This is a genomic window from Streptomyces desertarenae (assembly GCF_042681365.1).
Lineage (GTDB): Bacteria > Actinomycetota > Actinomycetes > Streptomycetales > Streptomycetaceae > Streptomyces > Streptomyces desertarenae.
Genome location: NZ_JBHUFU010000007.1, coordinates 125,490 through 144,254 on the forward strand (window position 1 = coordinate 125,490; position 18,765 = coordinate 144,254).

The 18,765-nt window shown below is 75.3% G+C and carries 12 protein-coding genes and 2 pseudogenes; 7 read left to right on the forward strand and 7 right to left on the reverse strand.

Features of this window, described 5'->3' with window-relative positions; all coding sequences use genetic code 11:
* The first annotated feature begins 126 nt into the window (after positions 1 to 126).
* Together ACFSJS_RS13705 and ACFSJS_RS13710 are read left to right on the forward strand one after the other, a co-directional pair.
* Positions 127 to 1,713: an MFS transporter gene (locus ACFSJS_RS13705; RefSeq protein WP_380899928.1), complete on the forward strand. Its 1,587-nt coding sequence runs from the start codon at positions 127 to 129 to the stop codon at positions 1,711 to 1,713.
* 538 nt (positions 1,714 to 2,251) lie between these two features.
* Positions 2,252 to 3,874, forward strand: a complete 1,623-nt coding sequence (locus ACFSJS_RS13710; protein WP_380899930.1) for a glucuronyl esterase domain-containing protein — start codon at positions 2,252 to 2,254, stop codon at positions 3,872 to 3,874.
* 100 nt (positions 3,875 to 3,974) lie between these two features.
* Here ACFSJS_RS13710 and ACFSJS_RS13715 read toward each other — a convergent pair whose 3' ends face one another.
* Positions 3,975 to 7,745, reverse strand: coding sequence for an nSTAND1 domain-containing NTPase (locus tag ACFSJS_RS13715; protein WP_380899932.1), 3,771 nt, complete (start codon positions 7,743 to 7,745; stop codon positions 3,975 to 3,977).
* A 366-nt stretch (positions 7,746 to 8,111) separates the two neighbouring features.
* Here ACFSJS_RS13715 and ACFSJS_RS13720 point away from each other — a divergent pair, with 366 nt between their 5' ends.
* The 3 genes from ACFSJS_RS13720 to ppk2 all read left to right on the forward strand — a co-directional run bounded on the left by ACFSJS_RS13720 (position 8,112) and on the right by ppk2 (position 11,600).
* Entirely contained in the window at positions 8,112 to 9,596 is a 1,485-nt protein-coding gene (locus ACFSJS_RS13720) for a tetratricopeptide repeat protein (protein ID WP_380899934.1), read from the forward strand.
* 111 nt (positions 9,597 to 9,707) lie between these two features.
* The gene (locus ACFSJS_RS13725) at positions 9,708 to 10,301 is read left to right on the forward strand and encodes a hypothetical protein (protein WP_380899936.1); all 594 of its coding nucleotides are present in this window, start codon (positions 9,708 to 9,710) and stop codon (positions 10,299 to 10,301) included.
* Positions 10,302 to 10,598: 297 nt separating this feature from the next.
* Complete coding sequence (gene ppk2 / locus ACFSJS_RS13730) at positions 10,599 to 11,600, forward strand: polyphosphate kinase 2 (protein WP_380899938.1); 1,002 nt, start codon at positions 10,599 to 10,601, stop codon at positions 11,598 to 11,600.
* A gap of 103 nt (positions 11,601 to 11,703) precedes the next feature.
* Here the strand turns inward: ppk2 and ACFSJS_RS13735 are convergent, their stop codons facing one another.
* The 4 genes and pseudogenes from ACFSJS_RS13735 to ACFSJS_RS13750 all read right to left on the reverse strand — a co-directional run bounded on the left by ACFSJS_RS13735 (position 11,704) and on the right by ACFSJS_RS13750 (position 14,953).
* The gene (locus ACFSJS_RS13735; RefSeq protein ID WP_380899940.1) at positions 11,704 to 11,889 is read right to left on the reverse strand and encodes a hypothetical protein; all 186 of its coding nucleotides are present in this window, start codon (positions 11,887 to 11,889) and stop codon (positions 11,704 to 11,706) included.
* Positions 11,890 to 12,302: 413 nt separating this feature from the next.
* Positions 12,303 to 12,857 (reverse strand): annotated as a pseudogene (locus ACFSJS_RS13740) (RHS repeat-associated core domain-containing protein); the annotation flags it as partial.
* A gap of 347 nt (positions 12,858 to 13,204) precedes the next feature.
* A pseudogene (locus ACFSJS_RS13745) lies at positions 13,205 to 14,406 on the reverse strand (IS256 family transposase); the annotation flags it as partial.
* Positions 14,407 to 14,551: 145 nt separating this feature from the next.
* A complete protein-coding gene (locus tag ACFSJS_RS13750; protein ID WP_380899944.1) occupies positions 14,552 to 14,953 on the reverse strand; it encodes an MmcQ/YjbR family DNA-binding protein in 402 nt (133 codons plus the stop codon).
* Positions 14,954 to 15,024: 71 nt separating this feature from the next.
* On the opposite strand from ACFSJS_RS13750, the gene ACFSJS_RS13755 reads away from it, so the two are divergent.
* Positions 15,025 to 16,215 (forward strand): saccharopine dehydrogenase family protein, encoded by a 1,191-nt coding sequence (locus tag ACFSJS_RS13755; protein WP_380899946.1) that lies wholly within the window; start codon positions 15,025 to 15,027, stop codon positions 16,213 to 16,215.
* An 83-nt stretch (positions 16,216 to 16,298) separates the two neighbouring features.
* On the opposite strand, the gene mmpA is transcribed toward ACFSJS_RS13755, so the two are convergent.
* Positions 16,299 to 16,454 carry a morphogenic membrane protein MmpA gene (mmpA, locus tag ACFSJS_RS13760; RefSeq protein WP_380899948.1) on the reverse strand — a complete coding sequence of 52 codons (156 nt, stop codon included), beginning with the start codon at positions 16,452 to 16,454 and terminating at the stop codon, positions 16,299 to 16,301.
* Between the two features lie 145 nt (positions 16,455 to 16,599).
* Here mmpA and ACFSJS_RS13765 point away from each other — a divergent pair, with 145 nt between their 5' ends.
* Entirely contained in the window at positions 16,600 to 17,997 is a 1,398-nt protein-coding gene (locus tag ACFSJS_RS13765; protein WP_380899950.1) for a CoA transferase, read from the forward strand.
* Between the two features lie 11 nt (positions 17,998 to 18,008).
* Here ACFSJS_RS13765 and ACFSJS_RS13770 read toward each other — a convergent pair whose 3' ends face one another.
* A complete protein-coding gene (locus ACFSJS_RS13770; RefSeq protein WP_380899952.1) occupies positions 18,009 to 18,701 on the reverse strand; it encodes a DUF1707 SHOCT-like domain-containing protein in 693 nt (230 codons plus the stop codon).
* Positions 18,702 to 18,765: the final 64 nt, after the last annotated feature.

Consider the following 18,765-nt stretch of genomic DNA (forward strand, 5'->3'; position numbering starts at 1 on the left):
CGGCGGCCCGTCCGGACGCGCGGCCGGTGCGCGCGTCCGGCACGGCCGGACACCGCCGCGCGCCCACCGCCGCGCCACGGCCCGGCCGCCCCCTTCGCAGTCCCCCATCACAGACAAGGCACCTCCATGTCCTCCGCCACCCGGGAGCACTCCGCCCTGCCCGCACCCGCCCCGCCGGACACCCCCCAGGGCCGGCGCGCCAACCCCTGGCTGACGCTGGTCGCCGTCGCGATCGGCCTGTTCATGGTCAACCTCGACGCCTCCGTGGTCGCGATCGCCAACCCCGAGATCGGCCGGGACCTGCACGCGTCCACCGCCGACCTGCAGTGGGTCACCAACTCCTACCTCATCGCGATGGCCGCCCTCCTGATCCTGGGCGGCAAGCTCGGCGACCGCTTCGGGCGGCACACGTACTACATGATCGGCACCGCGGGCTTCACCGCCGCCTCGGTCGCCATCGGCCTGTCGGGGACGATCGGGGGCGTCATCGCCTTCCGCGCGGTGCAGGGCGTCTTCGCCGCCCTGCTGATCCCGAACACGCTCGGGCTGCTGCGCGCGGTCTTCCCGCCGAGGAGGTTCGGCATGGCGGTGGGCATCTGGGCCATGGTGGCGTCCTGCTCCACCGCCCTCGGGCCGATCGCCGGCGGGCTGCTGATCGCGCACGTCGGCTGGGAGTCCGTCTTCTACATCAACGCCCCCATCGGCCTGTTCGCCCTCGCCATGAGCCTGCTGGTGCTGCCCGCGAGCAAGGACGCCGGCGGCCGCCACCGCTTCGACCTCCCCGGCGTGGTCCTGCTCGCACTCGGCCTGGTGGCCCTGATCTTCGGCGTGGTCAAGGGCGAGACCTGGGGCTGGACCTCCGCGGGGACGCTGGGCGCCCTCGCCGCGGGCCTCGCCGTCCTGGCGGCCTTCTGCCGGTACGAGACCCGCGTGGCCCACCCGCTGCTGCCGATGCGGCTGTTCCGCAACCCGTCGCTGGCCATCGGCACGGCCGTCACCGCGGTCAACTTCTTCGTGCTGCTCGGCGTGATCTTCTTCCTGATGCTGTACCTGCAGAACGTGCGCGGTCTCACCCCCGTCGAGGCGGGCGTACGTACCCTGCCGCTGAGCCTGGCCACCGTGGTCGCCTCACCCCTGGGCGCGGCCCTGACCGACCGGTTCGGCGCACGCCTGTCCATGCCGGTCGGCATGCTGCTCCAGGCGGCCGCGTCCGTGTGGATGCTGACCTGGGACGCAGACTCCCCGTACGCCGCCATGTGGCCGCCGTTCCTCGCTCTGGGCCTGGGTGTCGGCATGGTGATGTCCGCCTCCTCCGAGGCGATCGTCGGCAACGCGCCCCGGGCGGACGGCGGCGTGGCGGGGGGCCTGCAGGCCACGGCGCTGCAGATCGGCGGGGCGCTGGGCACCTCCGTGCTGATCTCCCTGATCGCCGCCCGGGTGGGCTCCTCCCTCACCGGCGAGCTGACCGGCGCCGGGGTCCCGGCCTCCGCGGCGCGCGGCTTCCAGGAGGCCGCGGACGCGGTGTCGATGGGCGTCGCGCCCGTCTCGCCGGGTATGTCCGAGCAGTTGCGGACGGCCGTCGTGGAGGGCAGCGGCAACGCGTTCATGAACGGCGTCCACACGGCCGTGCTCGTCACCGCCGCGCTGTGCGTCCTGGGCGCGGCCCTGGCCGCGGCCGGCCTGCGGCGCTCCCCCGGACCCGCCGACCGGTGAGGGCCGGTGGACCGGGCCGGACACGGCCCGGTCCACCGGGGGGACCGCCGTCCCCGGCCCACGCCCGCCCACCACTTTCCGGAAACCAACCATCTTCATACCGGAAGCTGGCCGGAATTTTCGCCGCAGCCAGGCGGGGGCGGTGGAGCGGGCGGGCGTTTTCCCCCGTCCCAGCCGGATATGGCGGGCGCCGCGGCCGCCGGCGGGAGGACGGAAACGGCCAACCTGGAGGGGTCGCGTCCCACCTGTTGCTACGCCCCACCCCCCCTTCCTAGCCTGGGAGCGCTCCCAAGTCTGGTTTCGGCGCCCCGCGCACCATCCACCGGGAAGCCCGCACTCCGTCCCGGCCACCGTGCCCGCGGCGGCGCCCCCTGCCCGGCCGGACCGGCGCACATCCCGCCATCCGGTACGCACCGGCGGGTACACGGCTCCCCGCCGCCCGGCGCGGTCCCGTGGCCGCCGGCCGCGTGCCTCCTCCTGGAGGTCTCCCATGCGCTTTCCCCGACATCGGCCCCGGACGTGGGCAGCCGCGGTCCTCGTGACCGCCGCGGGCCTGGTCGCCACCACCCTCGGCGCGCAGGCAGGCACCACCGACGAGCTCGTGCCCGCCGCGCAGGCCGCGCCCGTCGGCGAGGACGACGGCGCCGGCTGCCCGGTACCCGACGCACGTCCGGCCTCCACCTCCCTGCTTCCGGACCCCTTCACCAAGCTGGACGGCACACGCGTCTCCACCACGTCCGACTGGCGGTGCCGGCGGGCGGAGATCAGGGAGCTGGCGGAGAGGTCCGTCTACGGCCAGAAGCCCGGAAAGCCCGACAGCGTCACGGGGACGGTCTCCCGGACCGGCATCACCGTGAACGTGACGCACCAGGGCAGGAGCTCCAGCTTCACGGCGGGCGTCGAACTGCCGAGCGGCTCCGGGCCCTTCCCGGCGGTCGTCGTCTACGGGGGCCTCGGGGCGGACACGTCCACGATCAAGGCCGCCGGCGCCGCCGTCATCAGCTACGACCCCTTCGCGGTCGGCAGGGAGGGCACCGCCCGCAACAACAAGCAGGGGGCGTTCTACAGCGTCTACGGCTCCCAGAGCAGCACGGGGCTGCTGGCGGCCTGGGCCTGGGGCGTGAGCCGGATCATCGACGTCGTCGAGCAGTCCGGCGGCACCGTCCTCACGGCGGACGCGACCGGCGTCACGGGGTGCTCCCGGTACGGCAAGGGCGCCTTCGTGGCCGGCGCGTTCGACCAGCGCATCGCCCTGACCATGCCGATCGAGTCCGGCAGCGGCGGCGTGGGCGCCTTCCGCTCGATCGCCGGGGAGAGCGGCGCCCAGCCCCTGAGCAGCGCCTACTCGGAGCAGCCGTGGCTGGGTGACGCGTTCGGCTCCTTCACCGGCAACCCGAGCGGCCTGCCGGTGGACACGCACGAGATCGTGGGCATGATCGCGCCGCGGGGACTGCTCGTCATGGACAACCCCCACATCGACTGGCTGGGCGCCCGGTCCGGGAGCGTGGCGGCGCTGGGCGGGGCGGAGGTCTACAAGGCGCTCGGCGCGGGGGGCAACATCTCCTACTGGTCCGACGTCCGGGACGGCACCCACTGCGCCGTCAGGTCCGAGTGGAGGGCGCCGCTGCAGCAGAACATCCAGAAGTTCCTGCTGAAGACGGGCAACGCCGCCGGCACGTTCCGGATCGCCCCCTCCAAGTCCGGCAACCTGTCCGAGTGGCGGAACTGGCAGACCCCCGCCCTCACCGACGACGGCACCTCCGGCGGCACCGCGGAGGGCACCACCACCGGCACGACCACCGGCACGACGACCGGCACGACCACCGGCACCACCGGGGGGAGCACCGGCGGCACGGACGGCGCCTGCACCGCCGGCTACCGCACCGTCGCCACCTGGTCCGGCGGCTTCCAGGGCGAGGTGACGGTCCGCAACAACGGCACCGGCACACTCGACGGCTGGACCGTCGGCATGACCCTGGCCCCCGGCCAGGCCATCGCCAGCATCTGGAACGGCCGGAACACCGGGACCAGCGGGACCGTCACGGTGCGCAACGCCGCCTGGAACGGCACCCTCGCGCCCGGGGGCACCGCCGCCTTCGGCTTCACCGCCACCGGCAGCTCCTCGACGGCGCCCGGCGCCGTCACCTGCACCGGCCCCTGACCCCTCCCCTCCTCCGGCCGTCCCGCCCCGGCACCGCGTCCACCGCCGGGGCGGGACCCCGCGGCCGCGCCTCCGCCCCCGCCCGGCACCGGGCGGGGGCTCATCCGCAGGAGGGGGAGAAGGGCACCTGCGGCACGTGCCGCTCCCACTGCCGCCGGGTCAGGGAGTCCCCCGTGGCGGCGCAGACGCGCCGGGCCGCCTGCTGTGCGTCCAGCCGCCACACCCGCGCCGTGACGTCGTAGCTCCCGCTGGCCAGGGTGGCGCCGTCCGGGCCGAACGCCACCGCGGTGACGGTGCCGGTGTGACCGGTCAGGGAGTCGCCCAACGGCTCGGGGCGCTCCGGGTCGCCGACGTCCCACAGCCGCACCGTGCGGTCACCGGACCCGCTGGCCAGGGTGGTCCCGTCCGGGCCGAACGCCACCGCGTGGACGGGCCCCTTGTGTCCGGTCAGCGGCCCGCCCAGGGGCCGCGGCCGCTCCGGGTCGCCGACGTCCCACAGCCGCACCGCGCGGTCCTCGCCCGCACTGGCCAGGACCTCCCCGCCGGGGGAGAAGGCCACCGAGGTCGCGATGTCGGTGTGGCCGTCCAGCGGACCGCCCAGAGGCCGCGGCCGCTCCGGGTCGCCGACGTCCCACAGCCGCACCGCGTTGTCGGCGCCCGCGGTGGCCATGACCCGCCCCCGCGGCGCGAAGGCCACCGAGGTGACGTCGTCGCGGTGGGCCTCCAGCGGCCCGCCCAGGGGCCGCGGCCGCTCCGGGTCGCCGACGTCCCACAGCCGCACCGCGCCCTCCTTCCCGGCACCGGCGAGGAGGCGCCCGTCGGAGGAGAAGGCCACCGACAGGAGGGCGCCGCTCCGGCCGTCCAGCGGCCCGCCCAGAGGTCGGGGGCGCTCCGGGTCGCCGACGTCCCACAGCCGCACCGTGCGGTCCTCGCTCGCGGTGGCCATGACCCGCCCCCGCGGCGCGAAGGCCACCGAGGTGACGTCGTCGCGGTGGGCCTCCAGCGGTTCGCCGATCAGCGTCGGACGCGCGGGGTCGCGCGTGTCCCACAGCCGCACCATGTGGTCGTCGCTGCTGCCGCTCGCCAGCAGGCGGCCCCGCGGACCGAACGCGACGGAGTTCACGGGGTTGGTGTGGCCGTCCAGCAGGCCGGCCGACCGGCGCCACAGCCGCACCGCGCCGTCCTGGCCGGCGCTGGCCAGAACGGTCCCGTCCGGGCCGAACGCCACCGACCAGACGCCGCCGGTGTGGTCGGTCAGCGGTTCGCCCAGGGGCTGGGGGTAGGCGGGATTGGCGACGTTCCACAGCCGCACCGCGTCGTCCTGGCCGGCGCTGGCCAGAACGGTCCCGTCCGGGCCGAACGCCACGGAGTCGACGGGGGCGCCGTGCCCGGTCAGGGGCTCGCCCAGGGGACGGGGGCGCCCGGGGTCGCGCGTGTCCCACAGCCGCACCGCGCCGTCCTGGCCGGCGCTGGCCAGGACCGCCCCGTCCGGGGCGAACGCCACCGACCAGACGGGGGCGCCGTGCCCGGTCAGGGACCCGCCCAGGGGACGGGGGCGCCCGGGGCGGCGGACGTCCCACAGCCGCACCGCCGCGTCGAACCCGGCGCTGGCCAGGGTGGCGCCGTCCGGACTGAACGCCACCGACCGCACGCTGTCGGTGTGGGCGTCCGGGATCGTGCCCAGGGGTCGGGGACGGACCGGGTCTCCGACGTCCCACAGCCGCACCGCCGCGTCGTCGCCGGCGCTGGCCAGGACCGTCCCGTCCGGGCTGAACGAGACGGAGACGACGTGCTCCGCGTGTCCGGTCAGGGGTCCGCCCAGCGGCCGGGGGCGCTCCGGGCGGCGGACGTCCCACAGCCGCACCGTGCGGTCGATCCCCGTGGTGGCCAGGGTGGCGCCGTCCGGACTGAACGCCACCGAGCGGACGCGCCCCTCGTGTCCGGTCAGCGGCCCGCCCAGCGGCCGGGGGCGGCCCGGTCCGCCGACGTCCCACAGCCGCACCGCCGCGTCGAACCCGGCGCTGGCCAGGGTGGCGCCGTCCGGACTGAACGCCACCGCGGTGACGGTGCCGGTGTGCCCGGTCAGGGGGGCGGACAGCGTGGTGTGGGCGTCGGAGATCAGCCTGGTGAGGCCCTCGGGGGTCCGCCGCATGCGGTGGGCGGCGAGGTTGAGCCGGGCGGAGAGCGAGGACTGCGCACCGCGCAGCTCCTCGGACTTCGCGGTGATCTGGTGGAAGACCGCGGCGTTGCGCTCGGCCCGGGCGGTGGCCCGTTGCTGGAACGCGACGACGGCGGTGCCCGAGACCAGCAGGAGCAGGGCGGTCAGGACGGCGGTCACCGTCCGGCGCCGCGCCACGGCTCGGCGCCGCTGCCGCACCGAGGCGGCGAGGAACTCCCGCTCCAGCGGCGTGAGTTCGCGGTGGCGGTCGGTCTCGGGGAACACCTCGCCCGCCATGGCGAGCCGGCTGCCCTGGTAGAGGGCCCCGGGGTCGCGGTCGAGGTCCTCCCAGCCGCGGGCGGCCTCGGTGAGCCGGCGGTGGACGCGCAGCTTGTCGCGCTCGGCGTCGATCCACCCGCGCAGCCTCGGCCAGGCGTCGATGAGGGCCTCGTGGGCGAGGTCGACCGTGCCGTCGGCGAGGGTGATCAGACGGGCCCCGGCCAGGCGCTCCACGACGGTGGAGACGTCGCGCGGGTCGCCGAGGTCCAGCTCGGCGCGGTCGGCGGGGCGGCGGGTGTCGGGCGTGCCGTCACCGGGCGCGACCAGGCGCAGCAGCAGCCGGCGGGCGAGGTCGGCCTGGGCCTCGGTCAGGCGGGCGAAGACCTCCTCGGCGGTGCGGGCGGCGGCCCCGTGCAGGCCGCCCGCCGTGTCGTACGCCGCCTGCGTCAGCATGCGGCCCCGGCGGTGCCGCCAGGTCTCCAGCAGCGCGTGGGAGAGCAGCGGCAGCGCGCCCGGCTCGTTCTCGGCCTCGTCCAGGAGGCGGGCCGTCAAGGAGCGCTCCACCTGGAGTCCGACGGCGGCCGCGGGCCTGACGATCGCCTCCCGCAGTTCGTCGCGGCTCATCGGGCCGGTCAGCAAGGTGGCGTCCTGCAGGGCGGCGGTGAGCCCGGCGTGCTCGGCGCACCGCCCCAGGAAGTCGGCCCGCACCGCGACGACCACGCGCAGCCGGCTGCCGTCGTCCCGCGCCGCCAGCAGCCGGTCGATGAAGGCCGCCCGTACGGCGGGGTCCCGGCAGACCGTGTACAGCTCCTCGAACTGGTCGACGATCAGCCAGGTGTCGCCGTCGGCGTCGGGCCGGGGTTCGAGCCGGGCCCCGTGGACGGCGAGGGGGTCGGCGCCCGGGGTGATGATCCGCACGGTCGCCGGGGGCGGTCCGCCGTCCCCGGCCCGTCGCAGCCGGGGGATCAGCCCGGCGCGCAGCAGTGAGGACTTGCCGCTGCCGGAGGGCCCGAAGACGGCGGTGAACCGGTGGCGCCGGGTGAGGCCGGCGAGCCGGTCGGCGAGGCGGTCGCGGCCGAAGAACAGGGGCGCGTCGTCCGGTTCGAACCGCGCCAGGCCGCGGTACGGCGGCTGCGCCCCGTCCCCGCCGCCGTCCTGCGGGCAGCCCGCCGCCTCCCGTTCCGCCTCCCGCCACCGCCGCTCCCATTCGGCGACGTCCCCGCCGCAGGCCCGTACGTAGGCGAGCGTGACCGGCAGCGTCGGCAGACTGCTCCCGGCCGCGGCCTGGGAGAGGGCGGTGACCGAGTAGCCGGCCTGCCGGGCCATCACGCGGTAGGTGGGCCCACCGGCCTCCCGGCGCAGTGCGCGCAGTGCGAGCGCGAACCGCTCCACCGGTCCCGCGTTCGGGTCGAGTTCGGCCTCGCGGCGCCCCATGCCCACCCCCGTAGCCGTCCGTGCAACGCCGATGACGGTAGGCAACGGAGGGGCGGCTCGGCAAGCGAAACGATTCTCCGGCCGGCGCGCGCGGCCGGACCGGCAGCGGGCGCGGCGGCGGCGGACGGGGCCGCAGGAGGCGGGATTGTTCACGGCCCGCTCCGGGTCGCTGAACAACCGCACGGCTGCTGGAGTGCGGACACGCACTCGGAACCACCGCGGGGAGGCACCGTGCGCCCGCTCTGCGCGGCCGCGGCACGAGCGCCTTCCCCGCGTCATCGGCACCCGTCCCCGGACCTCGTCTCCGCGGACGGGGCGAACGGCCCGGAACGGCCACGGCCGTTCCGGGGCCGGGAAAGGATCGACATGGCTCACCCGACACACGCCGCACCGGAATCCGGACCGCCCGGGCCCCGGCCGCACGACCCGCCGGCCGCCGCCCTCGGCAACGCCTCCCTGCTCGGCGTCGGCTACCTGCTGCTGGGGCGGCGCAGACTCGCCGTCGCCGCCGCGGCGGTCACCGCCGTGCTCGTCTGCGTCCTCTTCCGGGTCGCCCGGCCGTGGTGCGAGGCCGTCCTGCTCCTGTGGTGGGTGGCCGTCACCGCGCACGGTTGGTTCCTGGCGGGCGGACGGGGCGGAAGAGGCGGGCGGGGCGGAGGGGGTGCGGCGCGCGGGCGGCGGGCGGCCGCGCTCGGCGCCGCGTGCCTGGTGCTGCTGCCCGCGGGGTTCTGGCGGTTCGACGCCGCCGGGATCGAGCGGGACGTCGCCGAGGCCCACGGGAGGGGCGACTGCTCGCGGGTGCTGGCCGCCCAGGACGCGGTGCGCCTCCCCCACCGCGTGGCCGGCGCCCCGCTGACCGCCCGCGGCGACGGACTCGCCGAGGTCTGCGACCGGCTGGAGGGGGCCGGGGCCCGGCTCGGCCTGGAGCTGGACGACGGGACGCGCGCCGCCGACACCACCGAGGCCGCCAAGGTCGCCCGCAACCTCAAGGAGAGCTTCGACGTCCTCGCCTCGGCCCTCGCCGAACCCGGCAACGAGAAGGCCGTCCGGGCGACCCTGGAGCGATTCCTCGGCGCCCTGCCCGCCGACGGCCACTGCCGCACCGTCACGGTCACCGACTGGCTCCGCGGGAGGCACCCGGGCCAGGAGGCGCTGGACCGGTACGCCGGCGCCGTCGAGCGGGCCGTCGCGCGGACGGCACCCGCGGCGCTCGCCGGATGCGGTGACGACCTCGCGGACGCCGGGCAGTGGGAGGAGGCCCGGAACCACTACCGGCGGCTGCTCGACCGGTACCCCGGCGACGAACACGCGGACCGGGCCCGGAAGGGAGTGGCCCGGGCCACCAGGGCCATCGAACTGGCGAACGTCACGAGGCTCCTCGCGGGACCGGGCGACGAGCAGTCCGAGTACTGCTCCGCACCGGCGAAGTACAGCGGCGCCGCCCCCTACCGCAAGGGTAGGGCCAACCGCGCGCTGTTCAGCGGCCCCACCGAGTACACGGACCGGCTCCCCGACGAGTGGCAGACCGCCGCCCCCGCCGACGCCGTGCTGGTGGTCTGCGTGGAACAGCCCGAGTTCGGCACCCCCGTGCGGACCTGCCCCTACGAGCGCGAGCCCTCCGGCAGCACCAGGAACGTGACGTTCCACAAGATCGCGGTTCCCGTGAGGGCCTACGAGCTGCGGACCGGGAAGCCCGTGGCCGACCGCACGCTGGAGATCGGCGGCACGAGCTGCCCGGCGGTCATCACGTACTACACCGTCGGCGACCACGACTCCGGACCGCCGGACCAGTACGTCAGCCCGTCCGACGCCGACGTGCGCGCCGCCTTCGGGCCGCTGGTCGGGCGGTGAGCCGAAACCGGCGCCGCGCGGGGATTGTTCAGCAGCCCGTTCCGGGTCGCTGAACAACCGCGCGGCCGCTGGGATGGCGGCACAGGATCCCGATCACCGCAGGGAGAGACCATGCACGTGCACACGGGGACCGCGGCGGTCCCCCGACGTCCCGCCGCCCGCATCCGGCGGCACGGTCCGGGGGCCGCCGTCGCGGCGTGCCTGACGGTCCTGCTGGGAGCCGGATGCGGCTCCCCGGACGGCGGCGGTGCGGCCGGCGGCACGGGGAGGCCGGCCGCACCGCCGTCGTCGCCCACCGCCCCCGCCTCGCCCTCCTCACCCGCCGTGTCTGCCCCGTCTGCCTCACCTGCCTCACCTGCCTCGTCTGCCTCGCCCGGCCGCCCGTCGCCGCCCGCCTCCTCGCCCCCGCCGGCGCACCGGGCGACGAAGGACCTGGGCACCTGCCGCGACGGCGCCTGCACGGTCGAGGTCCGGGAAGGCACCGTCATCCCGTTCGGGGCCGGCGTGCGGCTGCCGGACCTGCGCATCGACGCGGTCGGCCCGTCGGGCGTCGACATGACGGCCCGGGGGGACGGGGTGATGTTGCGGCTCGGGGGCCAGAGCCCCGGCCAGGGCGGCCCCTCCAAGCTCAACGAGACCCACGTGGAGGTCCTGGCGATCGAGGGCGACACGGCCGTGCTGCGCCTCTCCCCCGCCCGCGGGTGACCGCCCGGGGCCGGGCGGGGCGGGCGCCCCGCACCCGCGGGGGCCTTCCGGCCCTTCCCGCCCGGCTCACCGGACCCGCTGCGGAGCGTGGTGGGTCAACCGGGTGTTCACCCGATGTCGCCCTGGAAACCGCACACGGTGCGGGGCGAACCGGGTAGGCGGAGCCATGGGCGGCGCACGGCCTCCCTCGCCTCCCGCCGGCGCGGCACCGGAGTCCGGGCCGGCGCGTCCGAGCCGTGCGCACGCACCGCACGGAGGCCGGCTCCCCTGCCTCCCCATGTCACCACGGAGGCACCCATGACCCCTGAGGACGGCGGCGAGGACCTGCTGGAGGGACTGACCGTCAACGACCGGCGGCCCGAGCAGCCGGTCCTGCTCGACGGCGACGGGCGGCCGCTGGAGACCTGGCGGGAGAACTACCCCTACGACCGCAAGATGCCGCGCCGGGAGTACGAGCGCACCAAGCGCATCCTGCAGATCGAGCTGCTCAAGTTCCAGCGCTGGGTGAAGGAGACCGGGCAGCGCGTGGTCGTGGTGTGCGAGGGCCGGGACGCGGCCGGCAAGGGCGGCACCATCCAGCGCTTCACCGAGCGCCTCAACCCGCGCGGCGCCCGGGTGGTGGCGCTGGAGAAGCCCACGGAGCGCGAGGCCGGGCAGTGGTACTTCCAGCGGTACGTGGCGCACCTGCCCTCCCCGGGGGAGATCGTCTTCTTCGACCGGTCCTGGTACAACCGGGCCGGCGTCGAGCGGGTCATGGGGTTCTGCACCCCGGACGAGTACCGGCACTTCCTGCACCAGGCCCCCGTCTTCGAGCGGCTGCTCGTCGAGGACGGCGTCCTGCTGGTGAAGTTCTGGTTCTCCGTCTCGCAGGCCGAGCAGCGCACCCGTTTCGCGATACGGCAGATCGACCCCGTCCGCCAGTGGAAGCTGTCCCCCACCGACCTGGCCTCCCTGGACCTGTGGGACGCCTACACCGCCGCCAAGGTCGACATGTTCCGCGCCACCGACACGCCGTACGCGCCCTGGACGGTGGTGAAGAACAACGACAAGAAGCGCGGCCGCCTCGAAGCCATGCGCAGCCTGCTGTGGCGCGTCGACTACGCCAACAAGGACGAGGCGGCCGTCGGCACGCCGGACCCCCTCATCGCCGGCGCCGCCCACACCCTCCTGGAGCCCGGGGAGGAGCCCACCGACCTCTCGCCCACCCCGCTCACCGGACGGCTGGAGGGCCCCGGCGCCCACCCGGACGAGGGCAGCCGCCAGGGCCGGGAGCGGGGCTCCGGTGGCGGAGGACCGTGACGCCCCGGCCGCGGCCGGGGCGCGCTCGCGCGGGCCGGCCCGCCGCACGGCGGGGCGGGACACCTGTCCGACGCGAGCCCCCGGATGCGCAGCACCGGCCCTTTCACCTTCTCGAGCCACGGCGCATGACGGCCGTCGGAGTCAGGGAGAGCCCGCCGGCAGTCGCAAGCACCCCGGCCGCCAGAAGCGCATGGTTCCGGATCCGAGCGCCCAGGACGACGCAGAACAAGCCGAACAACGTCCCCACCACCACGAACCACACCAGTTTCCCGACCGGGCTGATCGACACGATGCCCTCCTTCTCCGGATCCACACGTTCCCTGCGATGCACACGTGCGAAGTACAGTGCCCATCGGTTGCAGCTTCCGGGCAGCAGCCCGGAGAGGCCGCCACCCGGAAGCTCTGATCTCCGGTTCCGCTGCCCCGGGAGGGGACGAGGGCTGCTGCCGCTCCGCGCACCGGTACACCGCCTCGTCCGGGGCGGGGCGAGGCGGGCCGGTGAGGCCCCGGTGACGTCAGGGTCCCACCAGGGCGTCTCGTCGGCTGGAGATCCTCGATCTCACTGTCGGCCCCTGCTTGTGCGGCCGGCGGCAACCTCACAGCCGGTCAACGGCGAACAGGAGCACGCCCATCACTCCAAGCCCGAGACCGATCCGGATAAGGGTAGCCAGCACAGATTTATTCATGACATACACGCATCGATCATTCCGAGTCCGGCACCGGCGAATCCAAGCCGGCACCAGTGGCACCCAGCGAAGCCGGCGTGGAAAGACCTCCCGAGCCGAACACTGGGGCAACTCCGGCCCCGAAGGAGAGTGCTCCGCCGACCACTGAGAGCGCGCCTCCGACGCATCCCGGTGCCGACGTTCCCTGGGGATCGGTGCAGTTGACGGGGTCGCCACTCGCGTAGAGGCAGGGGTTGGTCTCCTGGCCCGAGGGGTCGGGCTGGGTGAAGCGGCCCAGGTGGGGGTCGTAGTAGCGGGCGCCCATCTTGTACAGCCCCGTCGGGTCGAGGTAGGTGCCGGTGAAGCGGTAGGGCTGGGGCACCGTCTCGGTCGGGGTGGTGCGGGGCAGGCCGGTGGGCCCGTAGTCGTAGGTGTGGGTGCGCTGGCCGTCGGCGTCGACCAGTCCCATGACCGAGCCGAGCGCGTCGGTGAGGCAGTAGTGGCTCTTCCCCCCGGTCCTCATGGAGTTGAGGGTGCCCGACGGTTCGCGGACGAATCCGGTGTCGGCGCCGGCGGTGGTCTGGGCGGCCAGGCAGGCGGTGCGCCCACCCGGCCGCGCGTCGGCTCACGGATCACTCCAGTGACCGTTCCTCGTCGCCGAACAGGCCCCCCTCGGTGGTGGAACGCTATGACGTCATGGTTTGTGGCGAGTGGTCACCCGAAGCGCTATCAAAGCAAGTGCCGCCAACCCTGCCACGACCGTACCGGCAACACGCAGGGCCGGGTGATTTGAGCCCAGGAAAAGACCGGCTGTCAGAGCGGTGAACAGCACGATCACAAGCAACGGAACCAACAGGCTTTCTGTTTTCCCGGTTGGCACTTTGTTCCTCTCCGGATCAGGGGTCTGTCAAACGTTCGGTGCAATTGGGGTGGTCGAGGTTACTGACGGGCCGCCGGCAGGCGGCCGTCGAAGGTGATGTCGAAGGCGTTCAGCGCGGTCTTCCAGCGCATGGTCCAGCGGGCCTGGCCCTTGCCGGCGGGGTCGAGGGACATGATCGCCATGTGGACGCACTTCGGGGCGGCCTGCTCGTTGGGAAAGTGTCCGCGGGCCTTGACCGCCCGCCGGATCCGCGCGTTCACCGACTCGATCGCGTTGGTGGTGCAGACGATGCGGCGGATCTCGGCATCGAACTGCAGGAACGGAGTGAACTCTCCCCCAGATTCTGTCCGGGGGCACCCCCACCCAGGCGTTTCCCCACAGCTTCACGATCGCCGGATACTTCCGGCCCCAGGCGTCGGCGAACTCGGCGAACCGGTCCAGGGCGGCCTCCTCGGTCGGTGCGGTGGGGGTACCTCCCGCTTGCGGGGGAGAGACGGGCTTGAGGAGCTTGGCGATCTTGTCCCAGTCCTGATGGGCGGCATAGCGGAAGGGGTTCCGCAGCAGGTGCACCACGCAGGTCTGCACGATCGTCTTCGGCCGGACCGCGTCCCCTGCCTCGGGCGGGGCCCTTGAGCCCGCCGCAGACCAGCATCAGCACGTCGCCCACGCCGCGGTTCTTGATCCCGGTGAGGATGTGCGGCCAGTGCTTGGCGCCCTCGCCGCCGTCACCGGCCCACAGGCCCGGGATCTCCCGCCGGCCCTCGACCGTGACGGCCAGGGCGACACAGCTAGGCCGGTTGGCCACCGCACCGTCGCGAATCTTCACGTGGATGGCGTCGATGAAGACGACCGGATGGACCGGGCCGAGGGGTCGGCTCTGCCCTTCGGCCATGCCCTCGAGGACCTTGCCGGTGATGGTGGAGATGGTCTGGCGGGAGACGTCGGCGCCGTAGACCTCGGCCAGGTGGGCCTGGACCTCTCCGGTGGTCAGACCCTTGGCGGCCAGCGAGATGACCATCTCGTCGACACCGGTCAGGCGCTTCTGCCGCTTCTTGACGATCTTCGGTTCGAAGGAGCCGTCCCGGTCGCGGGGCACGGTTGTCTCCACTGGCCCGACGCCGGTCAGCACGGTCTTGGAGCGGGTGCCGTTACGGGAGTTGCCGCCGTTCCTGCCCGCCGGATCGTGCTCGTCATAGCCGAGGTGGTCGGTGATCTCACCTTCCAGGGCGGACTCCAGCAGCCGCTTGGTCAGCTGTTGCAAAGGACGGCGCGCAGCTCGCCGTCGCCCCGGAGGCGTGGAGCGACTTCCTCACCCACGCGGCCCGGGGCTGACCTCTCGCGCAACCGGGTGCCCCGCACCGGACCGCGTCCGGTGCGAGGCGCTCGGTTCGTTGCGGCGGCGGCCGTCAGCCGGCGTCGAGTCGGGCCACCAGCCGCCTGGGCGCGATGGTGCGGTAGCTCTCCTCCACCCAGTCGCACAGCAGCTCCGCGTCCGGCGCGCCCGGTTCGCCCAGCGGGACCGTCACCCAGCCCGCCCGGCCGAGCCCGTAGCCGGTGGGTACGGCGCCGGGGGCGGACATCGCGTGGGCGTGGGCCTCGGGATCGGTGAGTTTGACGGTGACGGTGGGCGGGGAGTCGCCCTGTCCGGCGACGAGGTGGCCGAGGAAGAGGAAGACGAAGATCTTCCGGTTGACCTTGACCACGGACTCGCCCCAGGGGAAGTCCTCGTACGCGCCGGGCAGTTCGAGGGCGAACTCCCGCACCCGCTCCCGCCGCGCGTCGCCGCGCCTCTTCGCACGCTCGTCCATGCCCCCACCGTAGGGTCGGACACCGACAGAGGTTTCCGTCCGCTTCCCTTCTCACCCCCAGGAGGCGCAGAGTGCCCCGGAACGATCGCGAGCATGACGTGGTGCTGTTCGGCGCGACCGGTTTCACCGGCCGGCTGACCGCCGAGTACCTGGCCGCCCACGCCCCCGACGGCTGCCGCTGGGCCCTGGCGGGGCGCAGCCGCGACAAGCTGCTGGGGCTCCGCGAGCGGCTGGCCGGGATCAACCCGGCCTGCGCCGGACTGCCGCTGCTGCACGCCGACGTCGGCGACGCGGGCTCGCTGCGCGCGGTCGCGGAGAGCACCCGCGCGGTCGCCACCACCGTCGGCCCCTACGTCCACCACGGCGAGCCCCTGGTGGCCGCGTGCGCCGAGGCCGGGACGGACTACGTGGACCTGGCCGGCGAACCGGAGTTCGTCGACCGGATGTACCTGCGCCACCACGGGCGGGCCCGCGAGCGCGGGGCGCGGCTGGTGCACGCCTGCGGGTTCGACTCCGTGCCGTACGACCTGGGTGTGCTCTTCACCGTCAAGCAGCTCCCCGAGGGCGTGCCGCTGCGGGTCGACGGCTACGTCCGCGCCCGCGGCGCCTTCTCCGGCGGCACGTTCGCCTCCGCGCTGACGGCGTTCTCCCGGCGGCGGGAGACGCAGACCGCGGCGTGGGAGCGGCGGCGGGTGGAGCCCCGTCCGGCCGGGCGCCGGATCAGCACCCCGCTGGACCGGCCGCGCCGCAGCGGCAAGGCGGGGGCGTGGGCGGTGCCGCTGCCCACCCTCGACCCGCAGATCGTCGCCCGCTCGGCCGCCGCGCTGGACCGCTACGGGCCGGACTTCCGCTACCGCCACTACGCGGCCGTCCGCCGGCTGCCCGCCGCGGTGGGCGGCATCGCCGGGGTCGGCGCGCTCTACGCACTCGCCCACGTCCCCTCCGCCCGCCGGGCGCTGTCGGCCCGGCTGGCGCCGGGCGACGGGCCGGATCCGGAGCGGCGGGCGAAGAGCTGGTTCTCGGTCCGCTTCTTCGGCGAGGGCGGGGGCCGGCGCGTGGTCACCGAGGTCTCCGGCGGCGACCCGGGGTACGGGGAGACGGCGAAGATGCTGGCCGAGTCGGCGCTGTGCCTGGCCCTGGACGAACTGCCCGAGACCTCGGGGCAGGTCACCACGGCGGTCGCCATGGGAGACGCCCTGACCGAGCGCCTGGTGCGGGCCGGGATCTCCTTCCGGGTGGCCTTCTCCTCGGAGCGCTCCTGAGGGGCGCCCGCGCCGGGACGCACGGAGCCGGCACGGAGGGCGGAACCGGGCGCGGAGGGGCGGAGGGCAGGGCCTGACGGCCGTCAGGCCCCGGTCGCCCAGGAGGTTATGACGTAGACCATGGCGACCACCCAGCCCAGGGCGAGCGTCCCGGCCAGGCCGAACGCCAGGGCGGGGCCGCGCCCGAGGTCCGAGGCCAGGGTGGGGGTCAGTTCCGGGGTGCGGTGCGTGCGTTCCATGATCCGATCCATGCCTTCAGCCTGCCGTCCACGACGGGGTCCAAACATCCGTACGGGTACTCAGTTCCGTTGGTGATCACCGTAGTTGCCGGTACCGACAGCGGCCCTCCGGCCGGACGGCCCCGCGGCACGGCACAATGCGGGCATGGAGCAGCGACCCTGGGACCGGTTGTGGGCCGAGCTGGGCGGCGACCCGGCCCTGGCCGAGCGCGTCCGCCTCGTCCGGCGCGGCACCCCCGCGCCCGTCCTGCCCGCACGGCTGCCGGTGCGGGAGTCGGCGCGGGCCGCGGTCGCGGTGTGCGCCCTGGCCGCGGCCGAGGCGGCGGCCCGGCGCTCCGGCGGCGCCGTCCCCCGGGTGCGGGTCGACGACGGCGCGGTGGCCACCGCGTTCACCAGCGAGCGCCATCTGCGGATCGACGGCCGTCCGGCCGCTACGTTCGCGCCGCTCTCCCGCTTCTGGCGCACCGCGGACGGCTGGGTGCGCACCCACGCCAACTACCCCCACCACCGCGCCCGGCTGCTGGCCGCGCTCGGCGTCCCCGACGGCGGCGGGGCGCCGGTGGAGGCGGTCGCCGCCGAACTCGCGGGCCGCCGCGCCGAGGAGGTCGAGGAGGCGGTGTACGCGGCGGGCGGCCTCGCCGTCGCCGTCCGCACGCCGAGGGCGTGGGCGGCCCACGCCCAGGGCGCGGCCGTGGCCGGGCTCCCGCTGGTGGGGCGCGAGCGGCTGGACGACGCGCCCGCGCCGCCGCTGCCGCCGTCCGGGCCCCGTGTGCTGGACCTCACCCGGGTCATCGCCGGGCCGGTGGCCACCCGCACGCTGGCGCTGCTGGGCGCCGACGTGCTGCGGATCGACCCGCCCGGCCTGCCCGAGAGCGCGGACGCCCACGCCGACACCGGCTTCGGCAAGCGCTCGGTGCTGCTGGACCTCTCCTCCCGCTCCGGCCGCAGGGCCTTCGGGGAGCTGCTGGCGCAGGCCCACGTCGTGGTCGCCGGCTACCGGCCCGGCGCGCTGGACCGCTTCGGGCTGTCGGCCCGGGAGCTGGCCGAGCGGCGGCCCGGCGCGGTGGTCGCGGAGCTGAGCGCCTGGGGCGGCGCCGGGGCGGGACCGTGGGGCGGGCGGCGCGGGTTCGACAGCCTGGTGCAGGCGGCGAGCGGCATCGCGGTGGCGGAGGGGCACTCCGACGGCCGGCCGGGCGTGCTGCCCGCACAGGCCCTGGACCACGGCACGGGCTACCTGCTGGCCGCCGCCGTGCTGCGCTCCCTCACCGACCAGCGCGACGGCGGACCGGACGGCGGCGGCACCCGGCGCGTGCGCCTGTCCCTGGCCCGCACCGCGCACTGGCTGCTGCACGAACTGGAGACCGAGCCCGGAGCGGCGGACGGGCCGCGGGAGCCGTACGACCCGGCCGACTGGCTCGCCGAGGCCGACAGCCCCCTGGGGCGGCTGCGCCACGCCGTCCCGCCGGTGGTGTACGAGGGCGGCCCCCGCGGCTGGAGGCGCCCGCCGGGGCGTCCGGGCGCGGACGGGCCCGTGTGGGTGTGAGGGCGGGCGGGTCAGTCGTCCCCGCCGCCCGGCCGCCTGCCGTGGCCGTGATCGTGGCCGTGACCGTGGCCGTGACCGCGCTCGCGCTCCAGCCGCTTGCGCTCCTCGCGCTGCCCCTTGCGCTCCACCCCGACGCCGCCCCAGAAGGCGAAGCCGCTGACCACCACCCGGGGTGCGCCGGGCTCGCCCCGGCCCGCGGCCCTGTGGTCGAAGCCGCCCATGACGCCGATGCCGCGCACGTCGACCTCGGCCTCGTCCGGGACGACCACGTGGATGCCGCCCATGATCGCGAAGCAGCGGATCTCCACCTCGCGGTCCTCGAAGTACGCCTCGCGCAGGTCGATCTCCCCGCCGCCCCAGAAGGCGAAGCCGGTGAAGCGGCGGGGAGCGGTCCACGCCCCCCTGCGCACGAAGCCGCCCATGACCGCCACTCCGCTGCGGGAGGTGGGCTTGCCGCCGAAGCGATCGGCCCAGCCGCGGCGGCCCCCCGCGGGCTCGGCCGGCGTGGTCGGCGCGGTGGTCCGGGGCAGGTCCCTCACCAGCGGCGCCAGCTCGCCCTGGGTGCGGGCGGTGTAGGCGGAGTCCAGCCGCTCCTGGAACTCCTCCATGTCGAGGCGGCCCTCGGCCACCGCCTCGCGCAGTACCTCGGCCACACGTTCCCGGTCGGCGTCGGAGGCCCTCATCTCGGGCAGGTCTTCGGTCATGGCGGCAGGCTACCGGCCGGGTCCGCTCCGGAACCGGCCGGAGCGGACCCGTTCCGGCCGCCGG